The organism is Blastomonas sp. SL216, from assembly GCA_026625625.1.
Taxonomy (GTDB): Bacteria; Pseudomonadota; Alphaproteobacteria; order Sphingomonadales; family Sphingomonadaceae; genus Blastomonas.
Window position 1 is genome coordinate 2,235,629 of the sequence record CP113055.1, and the last position, 23,747, is coordinate 2,259,375.

Below are 23,747 nucleotides of genomic sequence, written 5' to 3' on the forward strand. Positions count from 1 at the left end.
TGAACGGAGGATTCGCTGCGGCGAGCCTCCCGGCGCGCAGGGGGAGAGCCGCGATGCAGGGTTATGCGATGCTGTTGGCGGGGGCGGTCGGCTTTGTCGGCAGCCATTTCGCGATGTCGCACAGCTTGCGCGCGCCCATGGTTTCCCGGCTGGGGGACAAGGGCTTTCAGATTGTCTATTCGCTGGTGTCCTTCGCCACGCTGTTCCTGATGATCGAAGGCTTCAAGCGCGCCCCGGTGACCGCGCCATTCTGGGTGGCGGGCGATGGGCTCTGGGCTGTCAGCACAGTATTGATGCTGATTGCGTTGATCCTGTTTGCAGGCTCGCTGATCGGCAATCCTGCGCTGCCCGTCCCCGAGGCTGCGGCCAAGCGGATCGCGGTGAAGGAGCCGGGCGGCGTTTTCCGCATCACCCGCCACCCGATGATGTGGGGCTTTGCGCTCTGGGGCATCGCCCATAGTCTTATCGCGCCGCGCGTCGACAGCTTCATCCTGTGCGGCGCGATCATCACGCTGGCGCTGGTCGGGGCGAAACTGCAGGACGGCAAGAAGTTCGTGCTGATGGGCGATGCCTGGCTGCACTGGCAATCGCGCACCAGCTTTCTGCCATTCGGGCGCGGCCTCGCCTTTCCCGGCTGGCTGGCGCTGATCGGTGGCGTGCTGCTGTGGCTGGCGGCGCAATGGGCGCATATGCCGCTGGGCGCAGGCGCGGCGGGCATCTTCCGCTGGCTGTAATCGCCCCTCCCCTTTAGCCGACTGGCCAGGCGCCCTATATCCCAACCCATGGCGCTGCCCGACATCATCACCCAATGGTTCGCGCAGCGCGGCTGGTCACCCCGGCGGCATCAGCTCGACATGCTCGAACAGGCCGATTGCGGCCGCCATGCGCTGCTCGTCGCTTCGACCGGCGCGGGCAAGACACTGGCCGGCTTCCTGCCCAGCTTGCGCGATTTTGCCGATGGAAACGGTCCGGACGGGCTGCACACGCTGTATATCTCGCCGCTCAAGGCGCTGGCGCATGACGTGCAGCGCAATCTGCTGACCCCGGTGCAGGACATGGACCTCAAGGTCCGCATCGAGACGCGCAGCGGCGACACGCCCTCTGATCGCAAGGCGCGCCAGCGCGCCCGCCCGCCGCACATCCTGCTGACCACGCCCGAATCCTTGAGCCTGCTGCTCTCCTATCCCGAAGCCGCCGAGATGTTCGCCAGCCTGAAGACGGTGATCATCGACGAGGTCCATGCCTTTGCCGCCTCCAAGCGCGGCGACCTGCTCAGCCTGTCGCTCTCCCGGCTGCAGGCGCTGGCCCCTCAGATGCGGCGCGTGGCCTTGTCCGCGACCGTGGCCGATGCGGACAGCTATCGCGCCTGGCTCGCCCCGCATGGCGATATCGAGACGGTGGCGCTGGTCGAGGGCGAGCCGGGCGCGGACCCGGACCTGTCGATCCTGATCACCGATGACCGCGTCCCCTGGGCCGGGCATAGCGGCCATTATGCCGTGCCGCAGGTGCTCGAAGAGATCGAGCGCAACCAGACGACGCTGGTGTTCTGCAACACGCGCTTTCTCGCCGAATTCATCTTCCAGAAGCTGTGGGAGCTCAACGAGAAACACCTGCCGATCGGCATCCATCACGGCTCGCTCTCGGTCGAGGCGCGGCGCAAGGTCGAAGGCGCGATGGCGCGGGGCGAACTGCGCGCGCTGGTCGCCACGGCCAGCCTCGACCTTGGCGTCGACTGGGGCAATGTCGACTGCGTGATCCAGATGGGCGCGCCCAAGGGCTCGTCGCGGCTGCTGCAGCGCATCGGCCGCGCAAACCACCGGCTCGATTGCCCCAGCCGCGCGATCCTGGTCCCCGGCAATCGCTTCGAATATCTGGAGGCGCAGGCAGCCTTTGATGCGGTGAACGAGGGCCAGCGCGACGGTGAGACCTTCCGCCCGGGCGGGCTCGACGTGCTGGCACAGCACATATTGGGCCTCGCGTGCTCGGGGCCCTTTCACGAGGACGAACTGCTCGCCGAGGTGCAATCCGCATTGCCCTATAGCGCGCTCGACCGCGAGGGCTTCTTGCGCGTGCTCGGCTTTGTCGAAAATGGTGGCTATTCGCTGAGGGCCTATGACAAGTTCAAGCGGCTGGTGCGGCTGCCCGACGGCACCTGGCGGCTGGCGCATCCCAAATTCGCGCAAGCCTATAGGCTCAACGCCGGTATCATCGTCGATACCCCGATGCTCGACGTGCGGTTCAAGAACGGCCGCTCGCTGGGCCGGGTGGAAGAGGATTTCGCCGCGCAGCTTGCCCCCGGCGACACCTTTGTCTTTGCGGGAATGGGGCTGGAGGTCGAGCGGATCAAGGACCTCGACCTGATCGTCAAGGCCTCGGCAAAGGCGACGCAGATCCCCAGCTATAATGGCGCGCGCATGCCGCTGACGACGCATCTGTCGTCGCGCGTGCGCGAATTCCTCACCGACCGCGCAGGCTGGGCACGCTTTCCCGATGATGTGCGCGAATGGCTGGAAATGCAGGACTGGCGCTCTGCCATGCCCGAGCCCGATCAGCTGCTGGTCGAGACCTTCCCGCACCATGGGCGGCAGTACATGGTCTGCTATCCGTTCGAGGGATGGAACGCGCACCAGTCGCTGGGCATGCTGCTGACCCGGCGGATGGAGGATCGCGGGCTGCAGCCGATGGGCTTTGTCGCCAATGATTATGCGCTGGCGGTGTGGAGCCTGAAGCCCGTCACCGATCCCGCCGCCTTGTTCTCCGCCGACATATTGGCCAACGAGTTCACCGATTGGGTCGAAAGCTCCTACCTGCTCAAGCGCGCGTTTCGCGAGGTGGCGATTATCAGCGGGCTGGTCGAGCGGCAGCATCCGGGCAAGAAGAAGTCGGGCCGACAGGTCACCTTCTCGACCGACCTCATCTATGACGTGCTGCGCAAGTACGAGCCCGAGCATGTGCTGCTGGAAGCAGCCTGGGCCGATGCCCGCGCGCGGATGACCGATGTGGGGCGGCTAGGCGATCTGCTCGACCGCGCGGCGGGAACGATGCTGCATGTCGAGCTGGAACGGGTAAGCCCGCTGGCGGTGCCGGTGCTGGTGATGATCGGGCGCGAAAGCGTCGCGCAGGGTTCGGCCGATGATGCCTTGCTGACCGAGGCGGAGAGCCTGGCCGCCACCGCGATGCGCGCGGACTGATTGCCAGTGGCCCGGCGGCTGTGTTACATTTTTCATGCACGCTCCGGGCACGGGAATCCCGAGCGGTGAGAGGATCAAACCGATGCTGTATCGCCCGCTTGCCGGTGCGTTGACATTGCTGGTGGCACTGGTAGCCACGCCTGGTGCCCTTGCGCAGACCACCGCCGCGGAGCCGGGCTTTGCCAATACCGTGGTGGGCGAACTCACCGCCTCCGACACGCCGGGCGAGGACGCCGAAACGATCGATCTTGCCCGCGACCGCGCCAGCCGCATGACCGTTCCGGTCAGCATCGACGGACGCGGGCCGTTTTCGTTCATGATCGATACCGGGTCGGAACGCACCGTGGTGTCGACCGACATAGCCTCTGTCCTGTCGCTCGAAATGGCGCAGATTGCGCGGTTGGTGAGCATCGCCGGCAGCAAGATGGTGCAGACCGTGTATCTGCCCGAAGTGACGCTGGGCCGCCGCAATTATGGCGAGTTGATCGCGCCGATGCTGGAGGCGCACCATATCGGCGCAGACGGCATTCTGGGCCTGGATGGCCTGCAGGACCAGCGCATCCTGTTCGACTTCATCGAAAATGCGATCACCGTCGAGGATGTTGCTCAGCGCGTACGCACCGGCGATTTCGAGATCGTGGTGAGCGCACGCCGCAAATCGGGCCAGCTCATCTTCACCGATGCGACGCTGGGCGGCAAGCGGATCAGCGTGGTCATCGATACCGGTGCGCAGTCGAATATCGGCAACATGGCCCTGCTCAAGCGGCTGGGCGCAACGCACCGGCTGAGCGCCCAGCAGGCCAGCCTCACCTCGGTCACTGGCCAGACGATCATGGCCGATGCAGGGCTAGCAGAGGATTTCCGGATCGGCCGTGCGCAGTTCGAATACGTGCCGATCGTCTTTGCCGATGCCGATGCGTTTCGCGAGCTTGGCCTGGACAAGACCCCCGCGCTGCTGCTGGGCATGAGCACGCTGAGGCTGTTCAGCCGGATGATGATCGATTTCAAGCAGCGCAGGGTGCTGTTCGACATGCCCGAAGGCGTGCGGATCAAGCCCGGCCGCACGCGTATCTGAAGGTCAGCACCAATCAGGCTTGCCGTTGCCGTACCACACGGCCAGCCCCTCACCCACCAGCGTTCCGCCCAGGCTTTCCCCGTTGCGGGTGACCCGGAACAGTGCGCGGCCATAGCGGTCGGTCGCGCGATCGGCGGGCTCCAGCGCTATCGGGCCTGCATTGAGCAGCTGCTGCATCCGCTGCTTGGCGCGCTGGCCCAGTTGCAGCTCGGCATCGCAGCGCGGCGACGCAATTTCGGGCGTATCGATATCGGCGACGCGGATCTTCTGCCCTTGCAGCCAGAAGGTATCGCCATCGACCACGCAGGTGACGCGCTGCCCATGGCCGCAGATCGGGAAATAGGTCGCGCTTGTGGCGGTGGCAGCTATGGTCCCGACCCGGATCGGGCCCGACAGGCCCATCGGCACTGTCGATTCCGGCCCGATCCAGCCGGGCATGTTCCAGCCGACCAGCGCGGCGAGGACGATCGCCAGCGCAAAGGTCCGTGTGCCATCGCGGCGACTGGAATGGGCGAGATAGGGCCGGGCCATCTGCCCAGAATGTGCCGCACAGGTGAATCAAAGCTTACCCGTGCGACGAGCCGCATCATTTGCCGATGAACAGAAAGCCGACCCCGGCCATGATGCACGCGAACGCGGCCAGATGCCGCCAGTTCAGCGCCTCGCCCAGAACCGTGACCATGAAGATGCCAAAGATGGTCAGCGCCAGCGCCTCCTGCACCACCTTGAGCTGGCCCGGCGTCCAGCCATGGATGAACCCGATGCGGTTGGCGGGCACGGCAAAGCAATATTCGATCAGCGCGATGGCCCAGCTGGTCATGATCACCCAGAAGACCGGGCGCGACGCTGCAGCCGCGGGGCCGCCCTTCAGGTGCCAGTACCAGGCGGTGGTCATGAAGATGTTCGAGATGGCGAGCAGCACCAAGGTGGGGGCGATCTGGCTGGGCATGAGCGACTTTCAGGGGGCGGACCAGGGGCCCGGCAGGTCGTTGGGAGGTAAAGATAAGATAAATCTGTCGTCAACGCCTGCTTAACCTTTGGTGACAGGCCACGCTTAACCAGAGACACCCACATCGTGGTGAAACACCAAAAATTGGGGGTCAGTATGTCACCGGACCATCTGTTCATTTCCTTTCTGTCGATCTCGCTCGCATCGGTCTTCATGGCGCTGATCATCGGCACGCGCGGTGATGAAATCCGCAAGATCGCGGCGGCCATCGGCGAGGAAAGCGGCGGCTTTGCCAGGCGCAAGGCGACGCGCATCGCCGCGGTCGAGCGCAAGACCGCAATTGCCGACGAGGCGATGATGGCGCGGGCGCGCGGAGAACGGTTTGTGCCACCCCGCGACTATCGCGGGCGCTGACGCTGCTGCTCAGGCCTTGGCATGGCCCGCCGGTCCCAGATCGATGATGAAGCCCAGCACACCGACCGTGGTGCCGTCGCGGCCATAGCGGCAGGTCGCGCGCACCAGCACCTCGCGCGTTTCGCCCGCATCGGTGATGATGCGCGCGTGGAAATCGAAATCCTCGCCATGGTCGAGCGAACGCTGCACCGCATCGCTGACCTTCACCCGGTCGTCGGGGTGATAATAGCCGATCGCTTCCTGCAGCGGAGGCTGGCCGCGTCTGCGATCGCGCTGATGGATGACATAGACCTCGTCCGACCAGATCAGCGAGGTTTCCGACCGCTCATATTGCCAGTTGCCGATACGCCCGACCGACAGCGCCAGATCCAGCGACAGGGCGATGCGATTGTTGGCCAGGCTCAGCGCATGCCGCTCGCGATCGGCCAGCCGCAGACGGCGCAGCAGTTCGAGCGCCGCCAGCGTCGCGACCAGCGCACAAATCCACGGAAGGTGTTCGATCAACGTCACGCTCATGGCAGGTCTTCAGCTTTCGCCGCACGCCGCCTTGTGCGCCCTGGCATTCTCGACATAATGCGCAACGCCGATGCGCATGCCGGCAATCGCCGGCTCGGGCAGGTCGCGCATATATTGTGCCGGACGCCCGCCCCAGAGCTGGCCTGACGGCATCGACTTGCCCGGCGTCAGCATCGCGCCGGCCGCCAGCATCGCATCGCCGCCGATCCGGCACCCGTCCATGACGATCGCCCCCAGCCCCACGAACGCGCGGTCATCCAGAATGCAGCCGTGGATCATCGCCATATGGCCGATCAGTACATCCTCGCCGATCAGGGTGGGAAAGCCCTCGGGTGCGCCGGGGCGCGGGCTGTCGCAATGGATGACGGTGCCGTCCTGCACATTGGTGCGCGCGCCGATGACGATGCGGTTCACATCCGCACGGATCACGCAATTATACCAGATGCTGGCATCGGGCCCGATCTCGACATCGCCGATGATGCGGCAGCCGGGCGCGATAAAGGCGCTGTCATGGATGCGCGGCGTCTTGCCGTGCAGGCTGATGATCGAAACGTCGTTCATGGCCTCAACCCCTGGCCAGCAGGCGCGCGGCATGCGCCGCATGATAGGTCAGCACCCCGCTGCACCCGGCGCGGCGGAAGGCGAGCAGGCTTTCCAGCACCACCGCATCGCGGTCGCCTGCGCCTGCGGCTGCCATCGCCTCGATCATCGCATATTCGCCCGACACCATATAGGCATAGACCGGCACGCCAAAGGCCTGCTTCACTCGCGAGACGATGTCGAGATAGGGCATGCCGGGCTTGACCATCACGCTGTCGGCGCCCTCGGCAATGTCCAGTGCCACCTCGCGCAGCGCCTCGTCGCTGTTGGCGGGGTCCATCTGATAGCCCTTCTTGTTGCCCTTGAGCAGCCCGGACGAGCCCACCGCATCGCGGAACGGGCCGTAAAAGGCGCTGGCATATTTGGCGGCATAGCTCATGATCTGGATGTTGTGATGGCCGTCGGCCTCCAGCGCCGCGCGGATCGCACCGATGCGGCCATCCATCATGTCCGACGGCGCGATGATGTCTGCCCCTGCCCTTGCCTGGTTCAGCGACTGGCCGACGAGCACCTCGACCGTGGCATCGTTGAGCACATAGCCCTCGCCATCGACCAGCCCGTCCTGGCCGTGCGCGGTATAGGGGTCCAGCGCGACATCGGTCAGCACGCCGATGCGGTCGCCCAATGCGTCCTTGATCGCGCGGATCGCCCGGCACATCAGATTGTCGGGGTTGAGCGCTTCCTTGCCATCCTCGCTGCGCCGGTCGGCCTGTGTGTTGGGGAACAGGGCGAGGCACGGGATGCCGAGATCGACCGCCTCACGCGCGCGCTCGACGATTCCGTCGACCGACCAGCGCGACACGCCGGGCAGCGATCCGATCGGTTCCTCCGCACCCTGCCCCTCGGTCACGAACAGCGGCCAGATCAGGTTGGCAGGCGATAGGCTGGTTTCGCGCACCATGTCGCGGCTCCAGCCGGTGGCACGGGCACGCCGCAAACGGGTGGCGGGATAGGCGGAGGCGACAGGTGTAAAGCTCATGCGCCAGTCTTAGCGAGTGGACTGGCGCAGGGGAAGCGGTGTTGGATGTGGCAAATGCGACACTGCTCTCCCCTCCCCAAGGGGAGGGGAGAGAGGATCAATCGCTCACCCCATCGGCAGCGTCAGCACCGCGCGCAGCCCTTCGACGGCGCCGCCTGACGCGCGCCTGTTCTCCAGCCGCAGCGCGCCGCCATGCTGCTGCATGATTGCGCGGGCGAGCGTGAGGCCCAGGCCCGTGCCGCCGGTGGCCATATTGCGCGAGGCCTCCAGCCGGGTGAACGGCTCGAACATCCGTTCGATCTGATCATCCGGAATGCCGGGGCCGTCATCATCAATGGTGATCACAACCTGCCCCACGCCCTGAGCGATGCTCACCCGCGCGCGCGCGCCATAGCGCACCGCATTGCCGATGACGTTGCGCAACGCGCGGCGGATCCAGGTGAGCTGCAGCGGCACGACAATGCGCGGTGTTTCGGCCAGGGCGACATCATGGCCGAGGTCGCGATATTCGTCCGCGATCATGTCGACCAGCGCACCCAGATTGACCGGTTCGCGCGCTTCGCCGGTGCGGCCTATGCGCGCCAGGGTCAGGATATCGTCGAGCGTGCGGGTGATGTCGTCGATGCTGGCGACCATGCGTTCGCGCTGGCGGTCATCGGGCACCGATTCGACCCGCACGCGCAGCGCGGCGAGCGGCGTCTTCAGGTCATGCCCGATCGCGCCCAGCATCACGTCCTTCTCGTTCAGCATCGCGGCAATCCGCGCGCTCATCGCGTTGAACGATCGGGTGAGGTCGGCCAGATCGCTGGGGCCGCTCGGCTCGATCGGCCGCGCTTCCTGCGTCTGCTCGAAATGCGCCACGCCTTCGCGCAGCGTGCCCATCGATCGGGCGATTCGCCGGGTCAGCCATATCAGCGGCACCAGCATGACGATGTACAGCACCACCGTCTGCACGATGATCGAGGCGATGATGCGGTTCGACGCCTCGGGCACCGGAACCCTGACGCTGAGCCACTGGCCATCGTCGCGCTGGATCGCGATCACCGCGAGCATGCGGACGCGGTCGTTGCTGCGCCCGCCGATTTCCGCTGCCAACCGGTCGACACGGCGCGAGCGCGGCGGCGCAGCCATGGTCGCTGCCTCGATCCGGCTGTAGCGCACGCCATAGCTTGGCAGGATGGCCCCCAGCCGCGAGACGAGCCCGGGCAGCGGGCGCATGCCGGGCTGGATCGGCAAGGCGGGGGTCAGGTCGGTGCGCCGGAACCTCAGGCCAGGTGCGCGCCCGAACCGTCCCAGAAAGCGCTCGCGCAGCGGGCGGCCCTGCTGCAGCCGGTCGGTCGCCGCAATCAGGCGGACCGAGGCTTCGGCCGCGACGCGGTCCATCGATGCCTCGCGCTGCCCGCGCACCAGCATCACCGCGTTGAGCAGCTGGCCGACCAGCAGCGCGAGCGCGATCGTCAGCAGCAAGCGCCCTGCAAGGCTCGACGGCCAGAGCCGCTTGAGCGCGCTCATGCCGCGTCCGGGCTGGCGAGCCGCCGCACGCGTGCGGCCAGCGTGTAGCCGCCGCCCCAGACGGTCTTGATCAGGCGTGGGGACCGATTGTCCGCCTCCACCTTCTTGCGCAAGCGGCTGATCTGGTTGTCGATCGCGCGGTCGAACAGATGCGCCTCGCGGCCATGCGCCAGATCGAGCAGCTGGTCGCGGTTGAGCACATGCCCGGCATGTTCGCAGAACACCTGCAACAGCTTGAACTCGGCGGTGGATATGGGGACGAGCGCACCATCGGGATCGGTCAGGCGGCGCTTGACGGTATCGAGCCGCCAGCCATCGAACTCGAAGCCCTGCACCTCGTCTTCCGCCGGTTGCGGCACTCGCGCGGTGCGGCGCAGCACCGTCTTGATGCGGGCGACCAGCTCGCGCGGGTCAAAGGGTTTGACGACATAGTCATCGGCGCCGATTTCCAGCCCGATGATGCGGTCCATCGCCTCTCCCTTGGCGGTGAGCAGAATGACCGGAATTTCGGATTGCGCCGCGACATGGCGGCAGAGGCTGAGACCATCCTCGCCGGGCATCATGATGTCGAGCAGCAGGATCGAGAAGCGCTGGTCGCGCATCAGCGTGCGCGCCCTCGCCGCATCGCCCGCCTCGGTCACGGCAAAGCCCTGGCCGACGAGATATTCGGCCAGCGGCTCGCGCAGACTTGGCTCGTCATCGATCAGCAGGATGTGCGCGGGCTCGGTCATCGTAGGTCAGCATGTGCCGGGTGCAGGGTTGAAAGGCAACCGGCTCCGGACGCTTGCCCCCCTGATCTTGGAGGAGTCTGCACCCGGAGCCGGAAGTTCGCGAAAGGCGCGGATCAGCCCTGCGGCGCGGTGCGGCGCTGCTGCCAGCGCTGCTTCATCGCCTCGCGTGCGGCCTTGCGCTCTTCCTGGGTGATCTTGCCATCCTTGTTGGTGTCGTTGCGGCCGAAGCGCTCCAATGCGCCCGCCTCGAACTCGGCGAGCGTGATGGCCTGGTCCTTGTTCGCATCGAGCCGCATCATGTCACCGTGCATGCCGCGACCCATGCCGCCATGGCCGCCGCGCATGCCCATCTTGTGACCGCCGCGCCCGCCGCCCATATGGGCACCGGGTTCACCCGGACCACGCTCGCCGCCACGTTCGCCGCGCATCGCCATGCGCTCCATGCGCTTGGCCTGGCCGGCCTCGCGCGCGGCGGTCATCTCGGCGAGGCTCAGCTCGCCGCTGCCGTCGGTGTCCATCTTCTTGAAGCGTTCGGCCATGCGGGCGTCGCGATCGGCCTTGTCGATCTTGCCGTCCTTGTTGAAATCGATGCGGTCGAACATCTTGCGCGCCTGGGCCCGCACTTCATCCTGGGTGACGACGCCGTCCTGATTGGCATCCGGGCCGCGCATCTTGCCGGGTGCGGGCTGCGCGATCGCGATGCTGCCGGTGAGCATCGCGGCCAACGCGGCTCCGGCGATAAGGGTCTTTTTCATGGGGAACAGGTCCTTCAAATTCGTCTCGGGGGTCGGAAGCCGCCCCGGCCCCGGCTAGCAGGGGGGCGAGAAAGGGGCCGAGGCGGCTTCCATGACCGTCTTTCTAGCCCGGCATTGTCGCATGATTATGCCGGGGCCGCAGCAAAAGTGTCGCAAACTGTATCGGATCGGGCGGCCCGTTCACTCTGGGGCAAGGCTTTCGCTGCATCGCAGCAAGCCACGGCTTGGCGAACGCCGCGTCTGCTGATAGGCGCTCCTCCCATGCTTTCTATGAACAACATCACCGTGCGCCTGGGCGGCCGCACCATCCTGGACGGCGCAACGGCGGCGATCCCGCCCGGCAGCCGTGTCGGCCTGATCGGGCGCAACGGCGCGGGCAAATCGACGCTGATGAAGGTCATGATCGGCGAGCTGGAGCCCGATGACGGCGAGATCGACATGCCGCGCCTGGCGCGCCTGGGCTATGTCGCGCAGGAAGCGCCGCACGGCGATGTCACCCCGCTCGATACCGTGCTCGCCGCCGATATCGAACGCACTGCGCTGCTGGAAGAGGCGGAAACCTGCACCGATCCCGACCGGTTGGGCGACGTGCACGAACGGCTGCTGGCGATCGACGCCTATAGCGCGCCCTCGCGCGCGGCGATCATCCTCACCGGGCTCGGCTTTGACGAAGAGATGCAGAACCGCCCGCTCGACAGCTTTTCCGGCGGCTGGAAAATGCGCGTCGCGCTGGGCGCGCTGCTGTTCTCGCAGCCCGATATCCTGCTGCTCGACGAACCGTCGAACCATCTCGATCTTGAAGCGACCGTCTGGCTGGAGAATTTCCTCAAGGCCTATCCGGCGACGCTGATCGTCATCAGCCATGAACGCGACCTGCTCAACAATGTCGTCGACCATATCCTGCACCTGCAGGGCGGCAAGGTGACGCTCTATCCGGGCGGCTATGACAGTTTCGAGCGGCAGCGCGCCGAACGCGCCGCGCAGCTCGCCGCCGCCAAGGCCTCGCAAGATGCCCAGCGTGCCAAGCTGCAGGACTATATAGCCCGCAACAGCGCGCGCGCCTCGACCGCCAAACAGGCCCAGTCGCGCGCCAAGATGCTGGCCAAGATGCAGCCGATCACCGCGCTGATCGACGATCCCAGCCTGACCTTCGATTTTCCCAGCCCGTCGGAATTGCGGCCGCCGCTGATCACGCTCGACCTGGCAGCGGTCGGCTATGGCGAGGCCAAGCCCATCTTGCAGCGGCTGAACCTGCGCATCGATCCCGACGACCGCGTGGCGCTGCTGGGGCGAAACGGCAACGGCAAGACCACGCTCGCCCGGCTGCTCGCCGCACAGCTGCCGCCGATGGAAGGCGAAATGAACACCGCCGGCAAGATGCAGGTCGGCTATTTCACCCAGTATCAGGTCGAAGAGCTGGAGGCCGACAGCACCCCGCTGGAGCAGATGACCCGCGCGATGCAGGGCAAGACCCCGGCCGCGGTGCGCGCGCAGCTGGGCCGGTTCGGCTTTTCCGGCAACCGAGCCATATCGCAGGTCGGCACCCTGTCCGGCGGCGAGCGCGCGCGGCTGGCGCTGGCGCTGATCACCCGCGATGCGCCGCATCTGCTGATCCTCGATGAGCCGACCAACCACCTTGATGTCGATGCGCGCGAGGCGCTGGTGCAAGCGCTCAACGAATATTCGGGCGCGGTGCTGCTGATCAGCCATGACCGCCATATGGTGGAGCTGACCGCCGACCGGCTGGTGCTGGTCGATAGCGGCACCGCCACCGAATATCAGGGCAGCATGGATGATTATATCGACTTCATCCTGGGCGTGAACCAGCCCAAGGGTGAGGGCAAGCCCAAGGCGAAGAAGGACAAGAAGGCCGAGGCCGAGCGCCGCGAGCAGGTGCGGCAGATCCGCGCCAAGGTGAGCGCGGCGGAAAAGACCATCGCCACGCTGCAGGCCCGGTGCAGCGAGTTCGACCGCGCGATGTTCGATCCGTCCACGGCCAGCGGCGAGCTTGCCAAGCTGACCATGAGCGAACTCTCCCGCCGCCGTGCCAAGGTGGCCGAGGAACTGGCCGAGGTCGAGGCGGCCTGGCTGGAGAACAACGAATTGCTCGAGGCACTGGATTGAGGCTTGCGGCCCCCTTCGCGCTGGTTTAACTGAACGATTAAACAAGCCCGAGAGGAAATCTGACATGGCCGAAGCCTATATCATCGATGCCGTCCGCACCCCGCGCGGGGTCGGCAAGCCCGGCAAGGGCGCGCTGTCGCACCTGCACCCGCAGGATCTGGCCGCGACCGTGCTCAAGGCGATCAAGGAGCGCAACGCGCTCGACACCGCCACGGTCGACGACGTGATCTGGTCGACCTCGACGCAAAAGGGCAAGCAGGGCGGCGATCTGGGCCGCATGGCGGCGCTGGCCGCGGGCTATGACACCAAGGCGAGCGGCATGACGCTGGACCGTTTCTGCGGCGGCGGCATCACCTCGGTCAACCTCGCCACGGCGGCGATCATGTCGGGCATGGAAGATTGCGTCATCGCCGGTGGTACCGAGATGATGAGCTATACCCAGGTCGTCGCGGCTGCCGAGGCCAATGCCGGCATGCCCCCGCCGCTGATGGGATCGCACAACCCCGCGCTCGACGAACTGCACCCCCAGTCGCACCAGGGCGTGTGCGGCGATGCCATCGCCTCGATGGAAGGCATTTCGCGTGAAGCGCTCGATGCACTCGCACTCGTCAGCCAGCAGCGCGCGGCCCGCGCCATTGCCGAGGGCCGTTTCGACAAATCGGTGGTGCCGGTGCACAATCCCGATGGCAGCGTGGCGCTCGACAAGGAAGAATTCCCCCGTCCCGATACCACCGCAGAGAGCCTGGCGGCGCTGAAGCCCGCCTTTGCCGGCATGGCCGATTTCGAGATCGGCGGCACGACCTTCCGCAAGCAGATCAACCGCCGCTATCCCGATCTGCAGATCGAGCACATGCACCATGCTGGCAACAGCTCGGGCGTGGTCGACGGCGCCGCCGCCGTGCTGCTGACGTCGAAGGAGTATGCCGACAAGCATGGCCTCAAGCCCCGCGCGCGCATCGTCACCTATGTCAACATGGGCGATGACCCGACGCTGATGCTCAACGCGCCCGTCCCCGCCGCGAAAAAGGCGCTGGAGCGCGCTGGTCTCACCAAGGACGATATCGACGTCTGGGAAATCAACGAGGCCTTCGCCGTCGTCGCCGAGAAGTTCATCCGTGATCTCGATCTCGACCGCGAGAAGGTGAACATCAACGGCGGCGCGATGGCGCTGGGCCACCCGATCGGTGCGACCGGATCGATGCTGATCGGCACCGCGCTTGACGAACTGGAGCGTTCGGGCGGCCGTTATGGCCTGGTCACCATGTGCGCGGCGGGCGGCATGGCGCCTGCGATCATCATCGAACGCATCTGATGAAAAGGCAGGCGGTGGGCGCGGCTCAGACGAGCGCGTTCACCGCCGCCATGAACGGGCCGATCGAGACGGGCTTCGAGACATAGCCCTCTGCTCCGGCGGCGCGAATCCTGTCCTCGTCCCCCTTGCCGGCATATGCGGTGACCGCCATGATCGGGATCAGGCGCAGGTCGCGATCGGCCTTGATCGTCTCAATCAGCTCCAGCCCGCTGACATGCGGCAGCTGGATATCCATGATGATCAGCCCGGGCACGAACTGGCGCGCGCGCTCCATCACCTCGCGACCATCGGCCAGCCCCTCGACCGCAAAGCCATGCGCGGTGAGGAGATCGCAGAAAAGTTTGCGATTGAGGTCGTTATCCTCGACAACCAGCACTCTTTTTGCCACTGAACCGCTTATCCAATTTGCCGGATCTTTGCATCCGGCGGTTGCTTTCAACTGGGGATGTAGGCGAAAGCCGTGGGCGACACAATCAGGGCAGATGAAGAGGAATCGGGCGACGCGGTGACGCTGGCGTTGCTGGCGCTGGGATGGCTGCTGAGCGATGGGGATCGGGCCTCGCGGCTGCTCGCGCTGACCGGCATGACGGCGGACGATCTGCGCCAGGGGGCAACCAATCCCCGCATCCTGGCAGAATTCATCCGCTATCTGGAAGGCTATGAGGCCGATCTGGTGGCGGCGGCCGATGCCATCGGCGCAAGCCCGGCGCAGCTGGTCAACGCCCGGATCGAGCTGGAACGCCGGACCTGAACCGAATGGAGATTTGATGACCGCAAATGCCACCCCCAACCGTCCGCTGCTGGTCACCGATTGTGACGAGGTGCTGCTGTACATGGTCGCACCGTTCAAGGCGTGGCTGGACGAAGAGCATGATATCGAGTTCGACTTTTCCGGTGGTGATTTCGCCAAGGCGCTGATCGACCGCAAGACGCGCGAGGCAGTGAAGCCCGGCGATATCTGGCCTTTGCTCGGCGCGTTTTTCGATACCGAGATGCACCGCCAGACGCCGATCACCGGCGCGGTCGAGGCATTGAAGGCGATTGGCGAGCATGCCGACATCGTCGTGCTGACCAATTTGATGGACGACCGCCAGCAGGCGCGCAGCGAACAGCTGGCGCGGTTCGGGCTCCATCATCGCGTCGTGTGCAACCAGGGGCCCAAGGGCGAACCGCTGCGCAAGATCGTGGAAGAGCATAATCCCAGTGTCGCGATCTTTGTCGACGACCTGCCCCAGCACCATGAGTCCGCCGCCGAGCATGCGCCGCACGTCTGGCGGCTGCACATGGTCGGAGAGGAAGGCCTGGCCCCGCATATCGCCTGCGCCGCCAATGCCGGCCATGCCCATGCACGCATCGACCGCTGGGACGAGGCGCTGGCCTGGGTTCTCGAACGTTTCGCGGTCGGAGCGCCCGCGCCCGGCATCCAGGCGGCCGCCTGAACCGTAACCTTTAGAAAGATATCCCATGACCGACAGCATCGACGCCAAACTCGCCGAAATGGGCGTGGAACTGCCCCAGCCGGCAGCCCCCGTCGCCTCCTATGTCCCCACCGTCGAAGCGGGCGGCATGCTCTACATCTCTGGCCAGCTGCCCTTTATCGACGGCAAGGTCGTCACCGGACGGCTGGGCGAGAATGTCTCGCTGGAACAGGGTGAGGCGGCGGCCCGCGCCTGCGGCATCATGCTGATCGCACAGATGAAGGCGGCCCTGGGCTCGCTCGACCGGGTCGAGCGCATCGTCAAGCTGGGCGCGTTCATCTCCAGCACGCCCGAATTCAATGCGCAGCCCAAGGTCGCCAATGGCGCATCGGACCTGATGGTGCAGGTGTTCGGCCCCGCCGGCCAGCATGCCCGCAGCGCCGTGGGCGTTCCCGTGCTGCCGCTGGGCGCAGCTGTAGAGATTGATGCCATTGTCGCCGTTCGGCCTGCTTGACCGCTGGCTGGCACCGACGCCAGCACCGCGACGCATCGAATGGCTGGGGCAGCAGCCTTATGCCCATCGCGGCCTGCATGACGGCATGTGGGATGGCCCGGTGCTGGAAAACGCCCTGCCCGCCTTCACCGCAGCGATTGCGGCGGGCCATGGCATCGAATGCGATGTCCAGCGCAGCGGCGACAACCGCGCGGTGGTGTTCCACGATTTCTCGCTGGGTCGGCTGACCCTGGCGCAGGGCCGCGTTGCCAGCAAGACGGCGGCGGAGCTCACGCAGATCCGCCTGCTCGGCCAGAATGGCGCGATTGCAGAGCTGGGCGCGGTGCTGGGCGTGGTGCGCGGGCGCGCGCCGATCCTGATCGAGATCAAGACCGAAACCGGCCATGTCGCACCGCTCTGCCTAGCGGTGCGCCGCGCGCTGGAAGGCTATGGCGGCAAGGCGGCGGTGATGAGCTTTGACCCGGCGGTGAGCGCCTGGTTCCGCAAACAGGCCAGGCACATCACGCGCGGGCTGGTGATCACCGAAGAGGATGCGCGCGGCTGGAAGGGCAATCTGCGCCGTCATCGCGACCTGTGGAAGGCCAAGCCCGATTTCCTGGCCTATGACATTCGCGATCTGCCCAGCAGCTTTGCCTGTTCGCAGCGCGCCCGCGGGCTGCCGCTGCTGACCTGGACGGTACGCAGCGACGATCAGCATGCCCTGGCTGCCGAATATGCCGATGCGCCGATTTACGAGCGAGGCCAGCCCCAGCCATGAACGAGCGCGCGATCACCGCCGAGGTCGGTCGCAGCATCGCCGCGCTGGATGCCGACCAGTGGGACGCGCTGGCCGGGCCCGACAATCCGTTCGTTTCTCACGCTTTCCTCAGCCTGCTCGAACAATCGGGCAGTGTCGGGCGCGGCACCGGCTGGAATCCTGCGCCGATCACGATCAGGGGCGAGGATGGCAGGCTGGTCGCCGCCTTACCCGCCTATCTCAAGAGCCATAGCCAGGGCGAATATGTGTTCGACCATAGCTGGGCGCATGCCTGGGAAAATGCCGGCGGGCACTATTATCCCAAGCTGCAGATTTCGGTACCCTTTACCCCGGCAACAGGCCCGCGCTTGCTGCTCGCCGACCCTGTCTGGGCCCCTGCCATCCTGAGCGCGGCGGAAAATCTGGCCGACCAGAACGGGCTGTCCTCAGCCCATGCGACCTTTATCGAACCGGCGCAGGTGCCGCTGTTCGAACAGGCGGGATGGCTGATGCGATCGGACACCCAGTTCCACTGGCACGATGATGGCTATGGCGATTTCGAGGGCTTTCTGGGATCGCTCACCTCGCGCAAGCGCAAGGACCTACGCAAGGAACGCGCCAAGGCGCAGGAAGGGGTGGAGATCGTCCATCTGACCGGCGACGCGATCACCGAGGCGCATTGGGACGCGTTCTGGATCTTCTATCAGGATACCGGCGCGCGCAAATGGGGCCAGCCCTATCTGACCCGCGAGGCCTTCAGCCTGATGGGGAAGACCATGGCCGACCGTATCCTGCTGATCCTGGCGCTGGTCGAGGGGCACCCGATCGCAGGCGCGCTCAATTTCATCGGCAGCGACACGCTCTATGGCCGCTATTGGGGCTGCACCATCGACAAGCCGTTCCTGCATTTCGAGCTGTGCTATTATCAGGCGATCGACGCGGCGCTGGCGCGCGGTCTGGCCCGGGTCGAAGCCGGTGCGCAGGGTGGGCACAAGATGGCGCGCGGCTATGCGCCCGAACTCACCTGGTCGGCGCATTACATCCCCGACCCCGGTTTTCGCCGTGCGGTGGCCGATTTCCTGGTGCGCGAGCGCGCTGCGGTGGCTGCCGACCGCGAAATGCTGTCCGAGATGCTGCCTTTCCGGCGCGGACCATCTGCCGCTTGACGCCGCCTGCCGCGCAGCGCACGCTGCGTTCAATCCCAACCTGTTGCGATTCCAGCAGAAAGCTCCATTCCATGCGCCCGATCCGCCTTGCCGCCATGTTGCTCGCCTTTGCCAGCCCCACCGCCCTGTTCGCGCAGGACGCGCCCGACAGCCGCTTGAGCGGACAGGACCTGTTCTCGCTCGAAGTCGCTGCCGATCCGCAGATTTCGCCCGATGGCGGCAGGGTGGCGTTCGTCCGCCGCGCCAATGACATCATGGCCGACAGGGCCGTCTCCTCGATCTGGCTGATCGACAGCGCCAGCGGCGAGCTGACCCCGCTGGCCGCCGGTCCCGGCAGCCACAGCCAGCCGCGCTGGTCGCCCGATGGCAAGCGCCTGGCCTATGTCTCCACCGCAGAAGGCGGCGCGCCCCAGCTGTACGTGCGCTGGGTCGGCACCGGCCAGTCGGTGCGGATCACCGGCCTGCCCGAAAGCCCCGGCAACATCGCCTGGTCGCCCGATGGCACGCAGATCGCCTATACGATGTTCATGCCCGCCGAAGGGCCGAAGCTGGGCAAGGCACCTGACAAGCCCGAGGGCGCGCAATGGGTCGCGCCGCTCGAGACCTATGACCTGCTGACCTACCGGGCCGATGGTGCCGGGTATCTGAAGCCCGGCTTCGACAAGATCTTTGTCGTGCCCGCGACCGGCGGCGCACCGCGCCAGCTGAGCTTTGGCCCGTATCATGATGGCGGCGGCCTGACCTGGGGCAAGGACGGACAGACGCTCTATTTCTCCGGCAACCGCTCGCCCGATTGGGAAAACGACCCGCAGGATGCCGAAATCTACGCGCTCGACATTGCCAGCGGCACGATCACCGCACTGACCGATCGCGACGGGCCGGACGCATCGCCGGTAGTCTCGCCCGATGGCAGCAAGATCGCCTATGTCGGTTTCGACGACAAGCTGCTCGGTTATCATAATGCCGGGGCCTATGTGATGAACCGCGATGGCAGCGCAAAGCGCGCGGTTGCGCCGTCGCTGGACCGCAGCATCGATGCCATGGTCTGGGCCCCCGATGGCCAGGCGCTGATCGCGCAATATGACGATCATGGCGAAACCCTGGTCGCGCGCATCGGCCTTGACGGGTCGGTACGCGAGATCGTGCGCGGCCTGACCGGCCCGGCGCTCGACCGGCCCTATTCGGGCGGATCGTTCAGCGTCGCCAAGACCGGCGCGATCGCCTATTCGGGCGGCAATGCCACCAAGCCTGCCGATGTCATGCTGGCAAGCGGTGGCAAGATGCGGGCGCTGACCCGGCTGAACAGCACGCTGATGGCATCCAGGCGGCTGGGCGAGGTGCGCAAGATGACCGTCGCCTCCTCGTTCGACGGTCGTACGATCGAAGGCTGGCTGACGCTTCCCCCCGGCTATGCTGCCGGGCAGCGCGTGCCGCTGGTGCTGGAAATCCACGGTGGTCCGTTCGCCGCCTATGGCCCGCATTTTTCGACCGACAACCAGCTTTATGCCGCATCGGGCTATGCCGTGCTCTCGGTCAATCCGCGCGGATCGACCAGCTATGGCGCGGAATTCGCCAATCTCATCCACCATGCCTATCCCGGCAATGATTATGACGACCTGATATCGATGGTGGACAAGGCGATTGCCGATGGCATCGTCGATCCCGACCAGCTGTTCGTGACCGGCGGTTCGGGCGGCGGGGTGCTGACCAGCTGGATCGTCGGCAAGACGACGCGGTTCAAGGCCGCTGCGACGCAAAAGCCGGTGATCAACTGGACCAGCCAGGCGCTGACCGCCGATGGCCCTGCGTTCTTTGCGAAATACTGGTTCGGCAAGATGCCCTGGGAGGACCAGGCGAGCTATTGGGCGCGTTCGCCGCTGTCGCTGGTCGCCAATGTGAAGACGCCGACGCTGGTTGTCGTCGGCAGCGAGGATTATCGCACCCCGGTGAGCGAGTCAGAGCAATATTATACCGCGCTCAAGCTGGTTGGCGTCCCCACGGCCCTGGTCAAGGTGCCGGGCGCGAGCCATGGCGGAATCGCGGCCAGACCGTCGCAAAGCGCGGCCAAGGCTTCGGCGATCATCGCCTGGTTCGAACGCTACCGCAAGGCAGCGCGCTGAGCGGTTAGCCCGTGTTCGCTTTTGATTGCCTCAAAAGCGCGGTCCAAATAGCTGTTCTGCCGTGATTTCCGAGCCGTGAAATGTACGATTTCACTCGAAATCACTCTAGGCGGCGCGCGCTGCGATCTGCTGGAGCCAGGCGCGGGCTTCGCGCTGGGCTTCGGCGATCTGCCGTGCGGTCATCTCTTCCGAGATCTCGGCGCGGCACAGCTGGCTTTCCTCATGGCCCTTCACGGCGGCGAGGTTGAACCATTTGTGCGCCTCGATCAGGTCGACATTGACCCCTTGGCCGCCGGTGGAAAAAGCTACGCCGAGTTCGAAATAGGCGTTGATGTCGCCGCGGGCTGCTGCCGCAAGTTTGCTTTCGATCAAGAACGTGGCGGACTTCAGACTGTTTGCCATCTCACATGCCCCTCTAATGCATGGTCGGACCTTCCGACGGGGCAACAGTGTGTAAGCGTGGTAAAAAAACGGTTAATTCGGCATACACCATGCCAGAAGTTTTACAATCAGACTGGCTTTACCGGCATATTGTCGATCAATCGGGTCCGTCCGATGCGGGCTGCGACCAGCAGACGTGCGGGTCGATCGGCCATTTCCATGGGCTCCAGCGTTGCCGCATCGGCCAGCGTGACGTAATCGATCGAGGCAAATCCGGCGGCGAGCAGCGCCTGTTCGATCCCTTCGATGGCGACCTTGACCGGTCCGCCCGCCTCGATCACCGCAATGCCCGCCTGCATCGCGCGCGGCAGCATCGCAGCGGCGGCGCGTTCCTCGCCGGTCAGATAGGCATTGCGCGACGACAGGGCCAGGCCATCGGCATCGCGAACCGTCGGCACACCGATGATATCGAGCCCGAAATTGAGATCGCGCGCCATCGCGCGGATCACCGCGAGTTGCTGGTAATCCTTCTCGCCGAACAGGGCCATATCGGGCTGGATCTGGTTGAACAGCTTGGCAACCACAGTGGCGACGCCATCGAAATGGCCAGGCCGGGCCGCGCCGCACAGCCCATCGCTGACCCCGAGCACGCTGACATTGGTCGCAAAACCAGCGGGATAGACCTGTTCGACATCGGGCGCCCACAGGATCGCCACGCCTGCCTCGCTCAACATGGCGGCATCGGCCTCTTCCTGCCGGGGATAGGCGTCCAGATCCTCATTGGCACCGAACTGCTTCGGGTTGACGAAGATCGACACGACGACATGGTCCGCCCGCTGCCTGGCTTCCTTGACCAGCTGCATATGGCCTGCATGCAGTGCCCCCATGGTGGGCACGAGCGCCACATGGCCGCCCTGCCCCCGGAGCAGCGACACAGCCGACCGCAACCTGTCAACCCGACGTAAGATTTGCACCTTGGTTAAGCCTCCGATAGGGAACGCCGCAGCATAAGGCGGCGCAGGCCGCAAACGATTCACGCAGCAGCACTGGCACAATCATGGGCCTGCTGGAAGGGGCTGGAAAGACAATGGACATGATGACGCGCAAGGCGTCCACGCACCATATCGTGTTTGCCAATGAAAAGGGCGGCACCGGCAAATCGACCAGCGCGGTCCATGTGGCCGTGGCCCTGTCCTATCTCGGCTTCCGGGTGAGCGCGATCGACCTCGATCCGCGCCAGCGCACGCTGCACCGCTATCTGGAAAACCGAGTCGCAACCCAGGAACGGCGCGGCATCGACCTGCCGACGCCGAAATTCGATGTGTTCAAGGACGACAACCAGGCGCGGCTGGAGCAGATGGTCTCCACGCTCAGCCAGGACTGCGATTTTCTGGTGTTCGACACCCCGGGCCGCGACGACAAGTTCGCCCGGTTCGTCGCCACCCGTGCCGACACGCTGGTGACCCCGCTCAATGACAGCTTTGTCGATTTCGACCTGATCGGGCAGGTGGACCCTGAAAACTTCAAGGTCCGCCGCCTCAGCTTCTATGCCGAACTGATCTGGGAGGCGCGCAAGGCCCGCGCCAAGACCGACGGCATCGAAATCGACTGGGTGGTGCTGCGTAACCGCACCCAGCAGACCGATGCCCGCAACAAGCGCCGTCTGGACGCGGCGCTCGCCGAACTCTCCAAGCGTGTCGGCTTCCGCTATGTCCAGGGCCTGTCCGAACGCGTGGTCTATCGCGAACTGTTCCCTTCGGGCCTGACCCTGCTCGACAAGGGCCATCTGGCGGATCTGGGCACCAGCCATATCATCGCACGGCAGGAACTGCGCGAGATGGTCTCCGCGCTCAACCTGCCGGGCGTGGGCAGCCGGTCGCCGGAGCGCCAGCCGCAGCTTCTGTAATCAGGGCTGCTTGGCCATCAGCTTCAGCGTCATCGCGGTCATCGCCTCGGCCGCGGTGGCGATCACCGTGTCGGCCTCGGGCGCCCAGAACGGGCTGTGCAGCGAGGGCATTTCGATGCCCTCCTTCTTCGCCTTGTTATATTCCGCCAGCGGCACCCCGCCGACCCAGAAGATCATGCTTTTGATATTGTCGGGATCGGCGCGATAGAAGCGGCTGAAATCCTCGCCGCCCATCGACGGCGGGACTTGCGCGACGCGCTTGTCGCCAAAGCGACTCTTGAGGAATGTCCCGATTTCCTGGGTGAATTCGGGGCTGTTATAGACCGCGGGCGTGAACGTGTCGGCCAGCTTGACCTCGGGCATGCGGTCTTCCGGAACGCCTGCGGCAATGGCCTCTCCCTTGGCGATCCGCTTGATGCCTTCGATGATCCTGGCGCGCGTCTCGTCCGAATAGCTGCGCACGGTGAGCAGCAGCGTCGCTTCATCCGAAATGATGTTGTGCTTCGCGCCGCCCTGGAAGCTGCCCACGGTGACGACGGCGGCGTCCTGCGGGTCGAGCTCGCGGCTGATCAGCGTCTGCAACGTGGTGACGATGCGCGCGCCCAGCACGATCGGGTCCTTGGTCGATTGCGGATAGGCACCGTGCCCGCCCAGCCCCTTCACCTTGATATCGACACTGTCGACATTGGCGAGCGCGAAGCCCGGCGTATAGCCGATGAACCCGGCGGGGGCCTGGGCAGCGTCATGAAAGCCCAGCACATATTGCGGCTTGGGGAAGCGGGTGAACAGCCCGTCGTTGAGCATCGCCACCGCGCCCGAGCCGATTTCCTCTGCCGGCTGCAGGATCATCACCAGCGTGCCCGACCATTCGGCCTTGCGCTTGACCAGCTGCCGCGCGGTCGCGACCCAGCCGGTCATGTGCGTGTCGTGGCCGCAAGCATGCATCACCCCGGTCTCGATCCCCGCCGGGCTCATCGCGCGGACCTTGCTGGCAAAGGCCAGGCCCGTCTGCTCGACCACCGGCAGCCCGTCCATGTCGGCACGCAGCATGACCACCGGGCCGGGACCGTTCTTCATCACGGCCACGACGCCGGTCTTGCCGACGCCCTCGGTCACCTCGAACCCGAGCTTGCGCGCCTCTTCGGCCAGCTTCCTGGCGGTACGCACCTCCTGAAAGCTGAGCTCCGGATTGGCGTGCAGGTCGCGATAGATGTCCATCAGGCCGGGCATGTCGGAGGCGATATCGGCGCGGATGCTGTCCTGCGCGGCGACCGGCACGGCCGCCGCCAGCGCGAGGGCGGATACGGCAAGGCTGCGCGCGAAAAACGATGCGACCGGCATAAGTGTC

25 protein-coding genes are annotated in these 23,747 nt (G+C 65.6%); 13 read left to right on the top strand and 12 right to left on the bottom strand.

The features are described 5' to 3' along the window. The first annotated feature begins 53 nt into the window (after nucleotides 1-53). From OU999_10545 to OU999_10555, 3 genes are all read left to right on the top strand, one after another. The gene (locus OU999_10545; GenBank protein ID WAC22200.1) at nucleotides 54-734 is read left to right on the top strand and encodes an NnrU family protein; all 681 of its coding nucleotides are present in this window, start codon (nucleotides 54-56) and stop codon (nucleotides 732-734) included. Nucleotides 735-782: 48 nt separating this feature from the next. Continuing rightward, complete coding sequence (locus tag OU999_10550) at nucleotides 783-3,191, top strand: ligase-associated DNA damage response DEXH box helicase (protein ID WAC22201.1); 2,409 nt, start codon at nucleotides 783-785, stop codon at nucleotides 3,189-3,191. An 82-nt stretch (nucleotides 3,192-3,273) separates the two neighbouring features. Then, nucleotides 3,274-4,266 (top strand): retroviral-like aspartic protease family protein, encoded by a 993-nt coding sequence (locus OU999_10555; protein ID WAC22202.1) that lies wholly within the window; start codon nucleotides 3,274-3,276, stop codon nucleotides 4,264-4,266. Between the two features lie 3 nt (nucleotides 4,267-4,269). Here the strand turns inward: OU999_10555 and OU999_10560 are convergent, their stop codons facing one another. Continuing rightward, the gene (locus tag OU999_10560; GenBank protein WAC22203.1) at nucleotides 4,270-4,797 is read right to left on the bottom strand and encodes a thermonuclease family protein; all 528 of its coding nucleotides are present in this window, start codon (nucleotides 4,795-4,797) and stop codon (nucleotides 4,270-4,272) included. Between the two features lie 55 nt (nucleotides 4,798-4,852). Next, nucleotides 4,853-5,215 (bottom strand): DMT family protein, encoded by a 363-nt coding sequence (locus OU999_10565; GenBank protein ID WAC22204.1) that lies wholly within the window; start codon nucleotides 5,213-5,215, stop codon nucleotides 4,853-4,855. Between the two features lie 156 nt (nucleotides 5,216-5,371). On the opposite strand from OU999_10565, the gene OU999_10570 reads away from it, so the two are divergent. Continuing rightward, nucleotides 5,372-5,629 (top strand): hypothetical protein, encoded by a 258-nt coding sequence (locus OU999_10570; GenBank protein ID WAC22205.1) that lies wholly within the window; start codon nucleotides 5,372-5,374, stop codon nucleotides 5,627-5,629. Between the two features lie 9 nt (nucleotides 5,630-5,638). Here OU999_10570 and OU999_10575 read toward each other — a convergent pair whose 3' ends face one another. The 6 genes from OU999_10575 to OU999_10600 all read right to left on the bottom strand — a co-directional run bounded on the left by OU999_10575 (nucleotide 5,639) and on the right by OU999_10600 (nucleotide 10,722). Continuing rightward, nucleotides 5,639-6,145, bottom strand: a complete 507-nt coding sequence (locus OU999_10575) for a PAS domain-containing protein (protein WAC22206.1) — start codon at nucleotides 6,143-6,145, stop codon at nucleotides 5,639-5,641. A 9-nt stretch (nucleotides 6,146-6,154) separates the two neighbouring features. Continuing rightward, a complete protein-coding gene (locus tag OU999_10580) occupies nucleotides 6,155-6,706 on the bottom strand; it encodes a gamma carbonic anhydrase family protein (protein WAC22207.1) in 552 nt (183 codons plus the stop codon). A 4-nt stretch (nucleotides 6,707-6,710) separates the two neighbouring features. Beyond that, nucleotides 6,711-7,724, bottom strand: coding sequence for a porphobilinogen synthase (hemB, locus tag OU999_10585; protein ID WAC22208.1), 1,014 nt, complete (start codon nucleotides 7,722-7,724; stop codon nucleotides 6,711-6,713). Between the two features lie 105 nt (nucleotides 7,725-7,829). After that, entirely contained in the window at nucleotides 7,830-9,236 is a 1,407-nt protein-coding gene (locus OU999_10590) for a HAMP domain-containing sensor histidine kinase (protein WAC22209.1), read from the bottom strand. Then, nucleotides 9,233-9,967 carry a response regulator gene (locus OU999_10595; GenBank protein ID WAC22210.1) on the bottom strand — a complete coding sequence of 245 codons (735 nt, stop codon included), beginning with the start codon at nucleotides 9,965-9,967 and terminating at the stop codon, nucleotides 9,233-9,235. The genes OU999_10590 and OU999_10595 overlap by 4 nt, the downstream gene beginning before the upstream one ends. Nucleotides 9,968-10,080: 113 nt before the next feature. Continuing rightward, complete coding sequence (locus OU999_10600; GenBank protein ID WAC22211.1) at nucleotides 10,081-10,722, bottom strand: EF-hand domain-containing protein; 642 nt, start codon at nucleotides 10,720-10,722, stop codon at nucleotides 10,081-10,083. 261 nt (nucleotides 10,723-10,983) lie between these two features. Between OU999_10600 and OU999_10605 the strand changes: the two genes are divergently transcribed. Together OU999_10605 and OU999_10610 are read left to right on the top strand one after the other, a co-directional pair. Beyond that, nucleotides 10,984-12,846: an ABC-F family ATP-binding cassette domain-containing protein gene (locus tag OU999_10605; protein ID WAC22212.1), complete on the top strand. Its 1,863-nt coding sequence runs from the start codon at nucleotides 10,984-10,986 to the stop codon at nucleotides 12,844-12,846. Nucleotides 12,847-12,910: 64 nt separating this feature from the next. After that, nucleotides 12,911-14,158 (top strand): acetyl-CoA C-acetyltransferase, encoded by a 1,248-nt coding sequence (locus tag OU999_10610; protein ID WAC22213.1) that lies wholly within the window; start codon nucleotides 12,911-12,913, stop codon nucleotides 14,156-14,158. 25 nt (nucleotides 14,159-14,183) lie between these two features. Here OU999_10610 and OU999_10615 read toward each other — a convergent pair whose 3' ends face one another. After that, the gene (locus tag OU999_10615; protein ID WAC22214.1) at nucleotides 14,184-14,546 is read right to left on the bottom strand and encodes a response regulator; all 363 of its coding nucleotides are present in this window, start codon (nucleotides 14,544-14,546) and stop codon (nucleotides 14,184-14,186) included. A gap of 72 nt (nucleotides 14,547-14,618) precedes the next feature. On the opposite strand from OU999_10615, the gene OU999_10620 reads away from it, so the two are divergent. The 6 genes from OU999_10620 (at nucleotide 14,619) to OU999_10645 (ending at nucleotide 20,112) form a co-directional block, all read left to right on the top strand. Then, on the top strand, nucleotides 14,619-14,909 hold the full coding sequence (locus tag OU999_10620; protein WAC22215.1) for a DUF3572 family protein: 291 nt from the start codon (nucleotides 14,619-14,621) through the stop codon (nucleotides 14,907-14,909). Nucleotides 14,910-14,925: 16 nt separating this feature from the next. Then, nucleotides 14,926-15,597: an HAD family hydrolase gene (locus OU999_10625; GenBank protein ID WAC22216.1), complete on the top strand. Its 672-nt coding sequence runs from the start codon at nucleotides 14,926-14,928 to the stop codon at nucleotides 15,595-15,597. A gap of 25 nt (nucleotides 15,598-15,622) precedes the next feature. Continuing rightward, nucleotides 15,623-16,090 carry a RidA family protein gene (locus tag OU999_10630; protein ID WAC22217.1) on the top strand — a complete coding sequence of 156 codons (468 nt, stop codon included), beginning with the start codon at nucleotides 15,623-15,625 and terminating at the stop codon, nucleotides 16,088-16,090. Further along, nucleotides 16,062-16,847, top strand: a complete 786-nt coding sequence (locus OU999_10635) for a glycerophosphodiester phosphodiesterase family protein (GenBank protein WAC22218.1) — start codon at nucleotides 16,062-16,064, stop codon at nucleotides 16,845-16,847. Before OU999_10630 ends, OU999_10635 begins: the two co-directional genes overlap by 29 nt. Further along, nucleotides 16,844-17,992 (top strand): GNAT family N-acetyltransferase, encoded by a 1,149-nt coding sequence (locus OU999_10640; GenBank protein WAC22219.1) that lies wholly within the window; start codon nucleotides 16,844-16,846, stop codon nucleotides 17,990-17,992. Before OU999_10635 ends, OU999_10640 begins: the two co-directional genes overlap by 4 nt. A gap of 71 nt (nucleotides 17,993-18,063) precedes the next feature. Then, nucleotides 18,064-20,112 (top strand): S9 family peptidase, encoded by a 2,049-nt coding sequence (locus OU999_10645; GenBank protein ID WAC22220.1) that lies wholly within the window; start codon nucleotides 18,064-18,066, stop codon nucleotides 20,110-20,112. Between the two features lie 105 nt (nucleotides 20,113-20,217). Here the strand turns inward: OU999_10645 and OU999_10650 are convergent, their stop codons facing one another. Both OU999_10650 and panC read right to left on the bottom strand, forming a co-directional pair. Next, nucleotides 20,218-20,514: a hypothetical protein gene (locus OU999_10650; GenBank protein ID WAC22221.1), complete on the bottom strand. Its 297-nt coding sequence runs from the start codon at nucleotides 20,512-20,514 to the stop codon at nucleotides 20,218-20,220. A gap of 107 nt (nucleotides 20,515-20,621) precedes the next feature. Continuing rightward, entirely contained in the window at nucleotides 20,622-21,467 is an 846-nt protein-coding gene (gene panC, locus OU999_10655) for a pantoate--beta-alanine ligase (protein ID WAC22222.1), read from the bottom strand. A 113-nt stretch (nucleotides 21,468-21,580) separates the two neighbouring features. Here panC and OU999_10660 point away from each other — a divergent pair, with 113 nt between their 5' ends. Beyond that, nucleotides 21,581-22,399, top strand: a complete 819-nt coding sequence (locus OU999_10660) for an AAA family ATPase (protein ID WAC22223.1) — start codon at nucleotides 21,581-21,583, stop codon at nucleotides 22,397-22,399. On the opposite strand, the gene OU999_10665 is transcribed toward OU999_10660, so the two are convergent. Beyond that, nucleotides 22,400-23,740 (bottom strand): amidohydrolase, encoded by a 1,341-nt coding sequence (locus OU999_10665; GenBank protein ID WAC22224.1) that lies wholly within the window; start codon nucleotides 23,738-23,740, stop codon nucleotides 22,400-22,402. Between the last annotated feature and the right edge of the window lie 7 nt (nucleotides 23,741-23,747).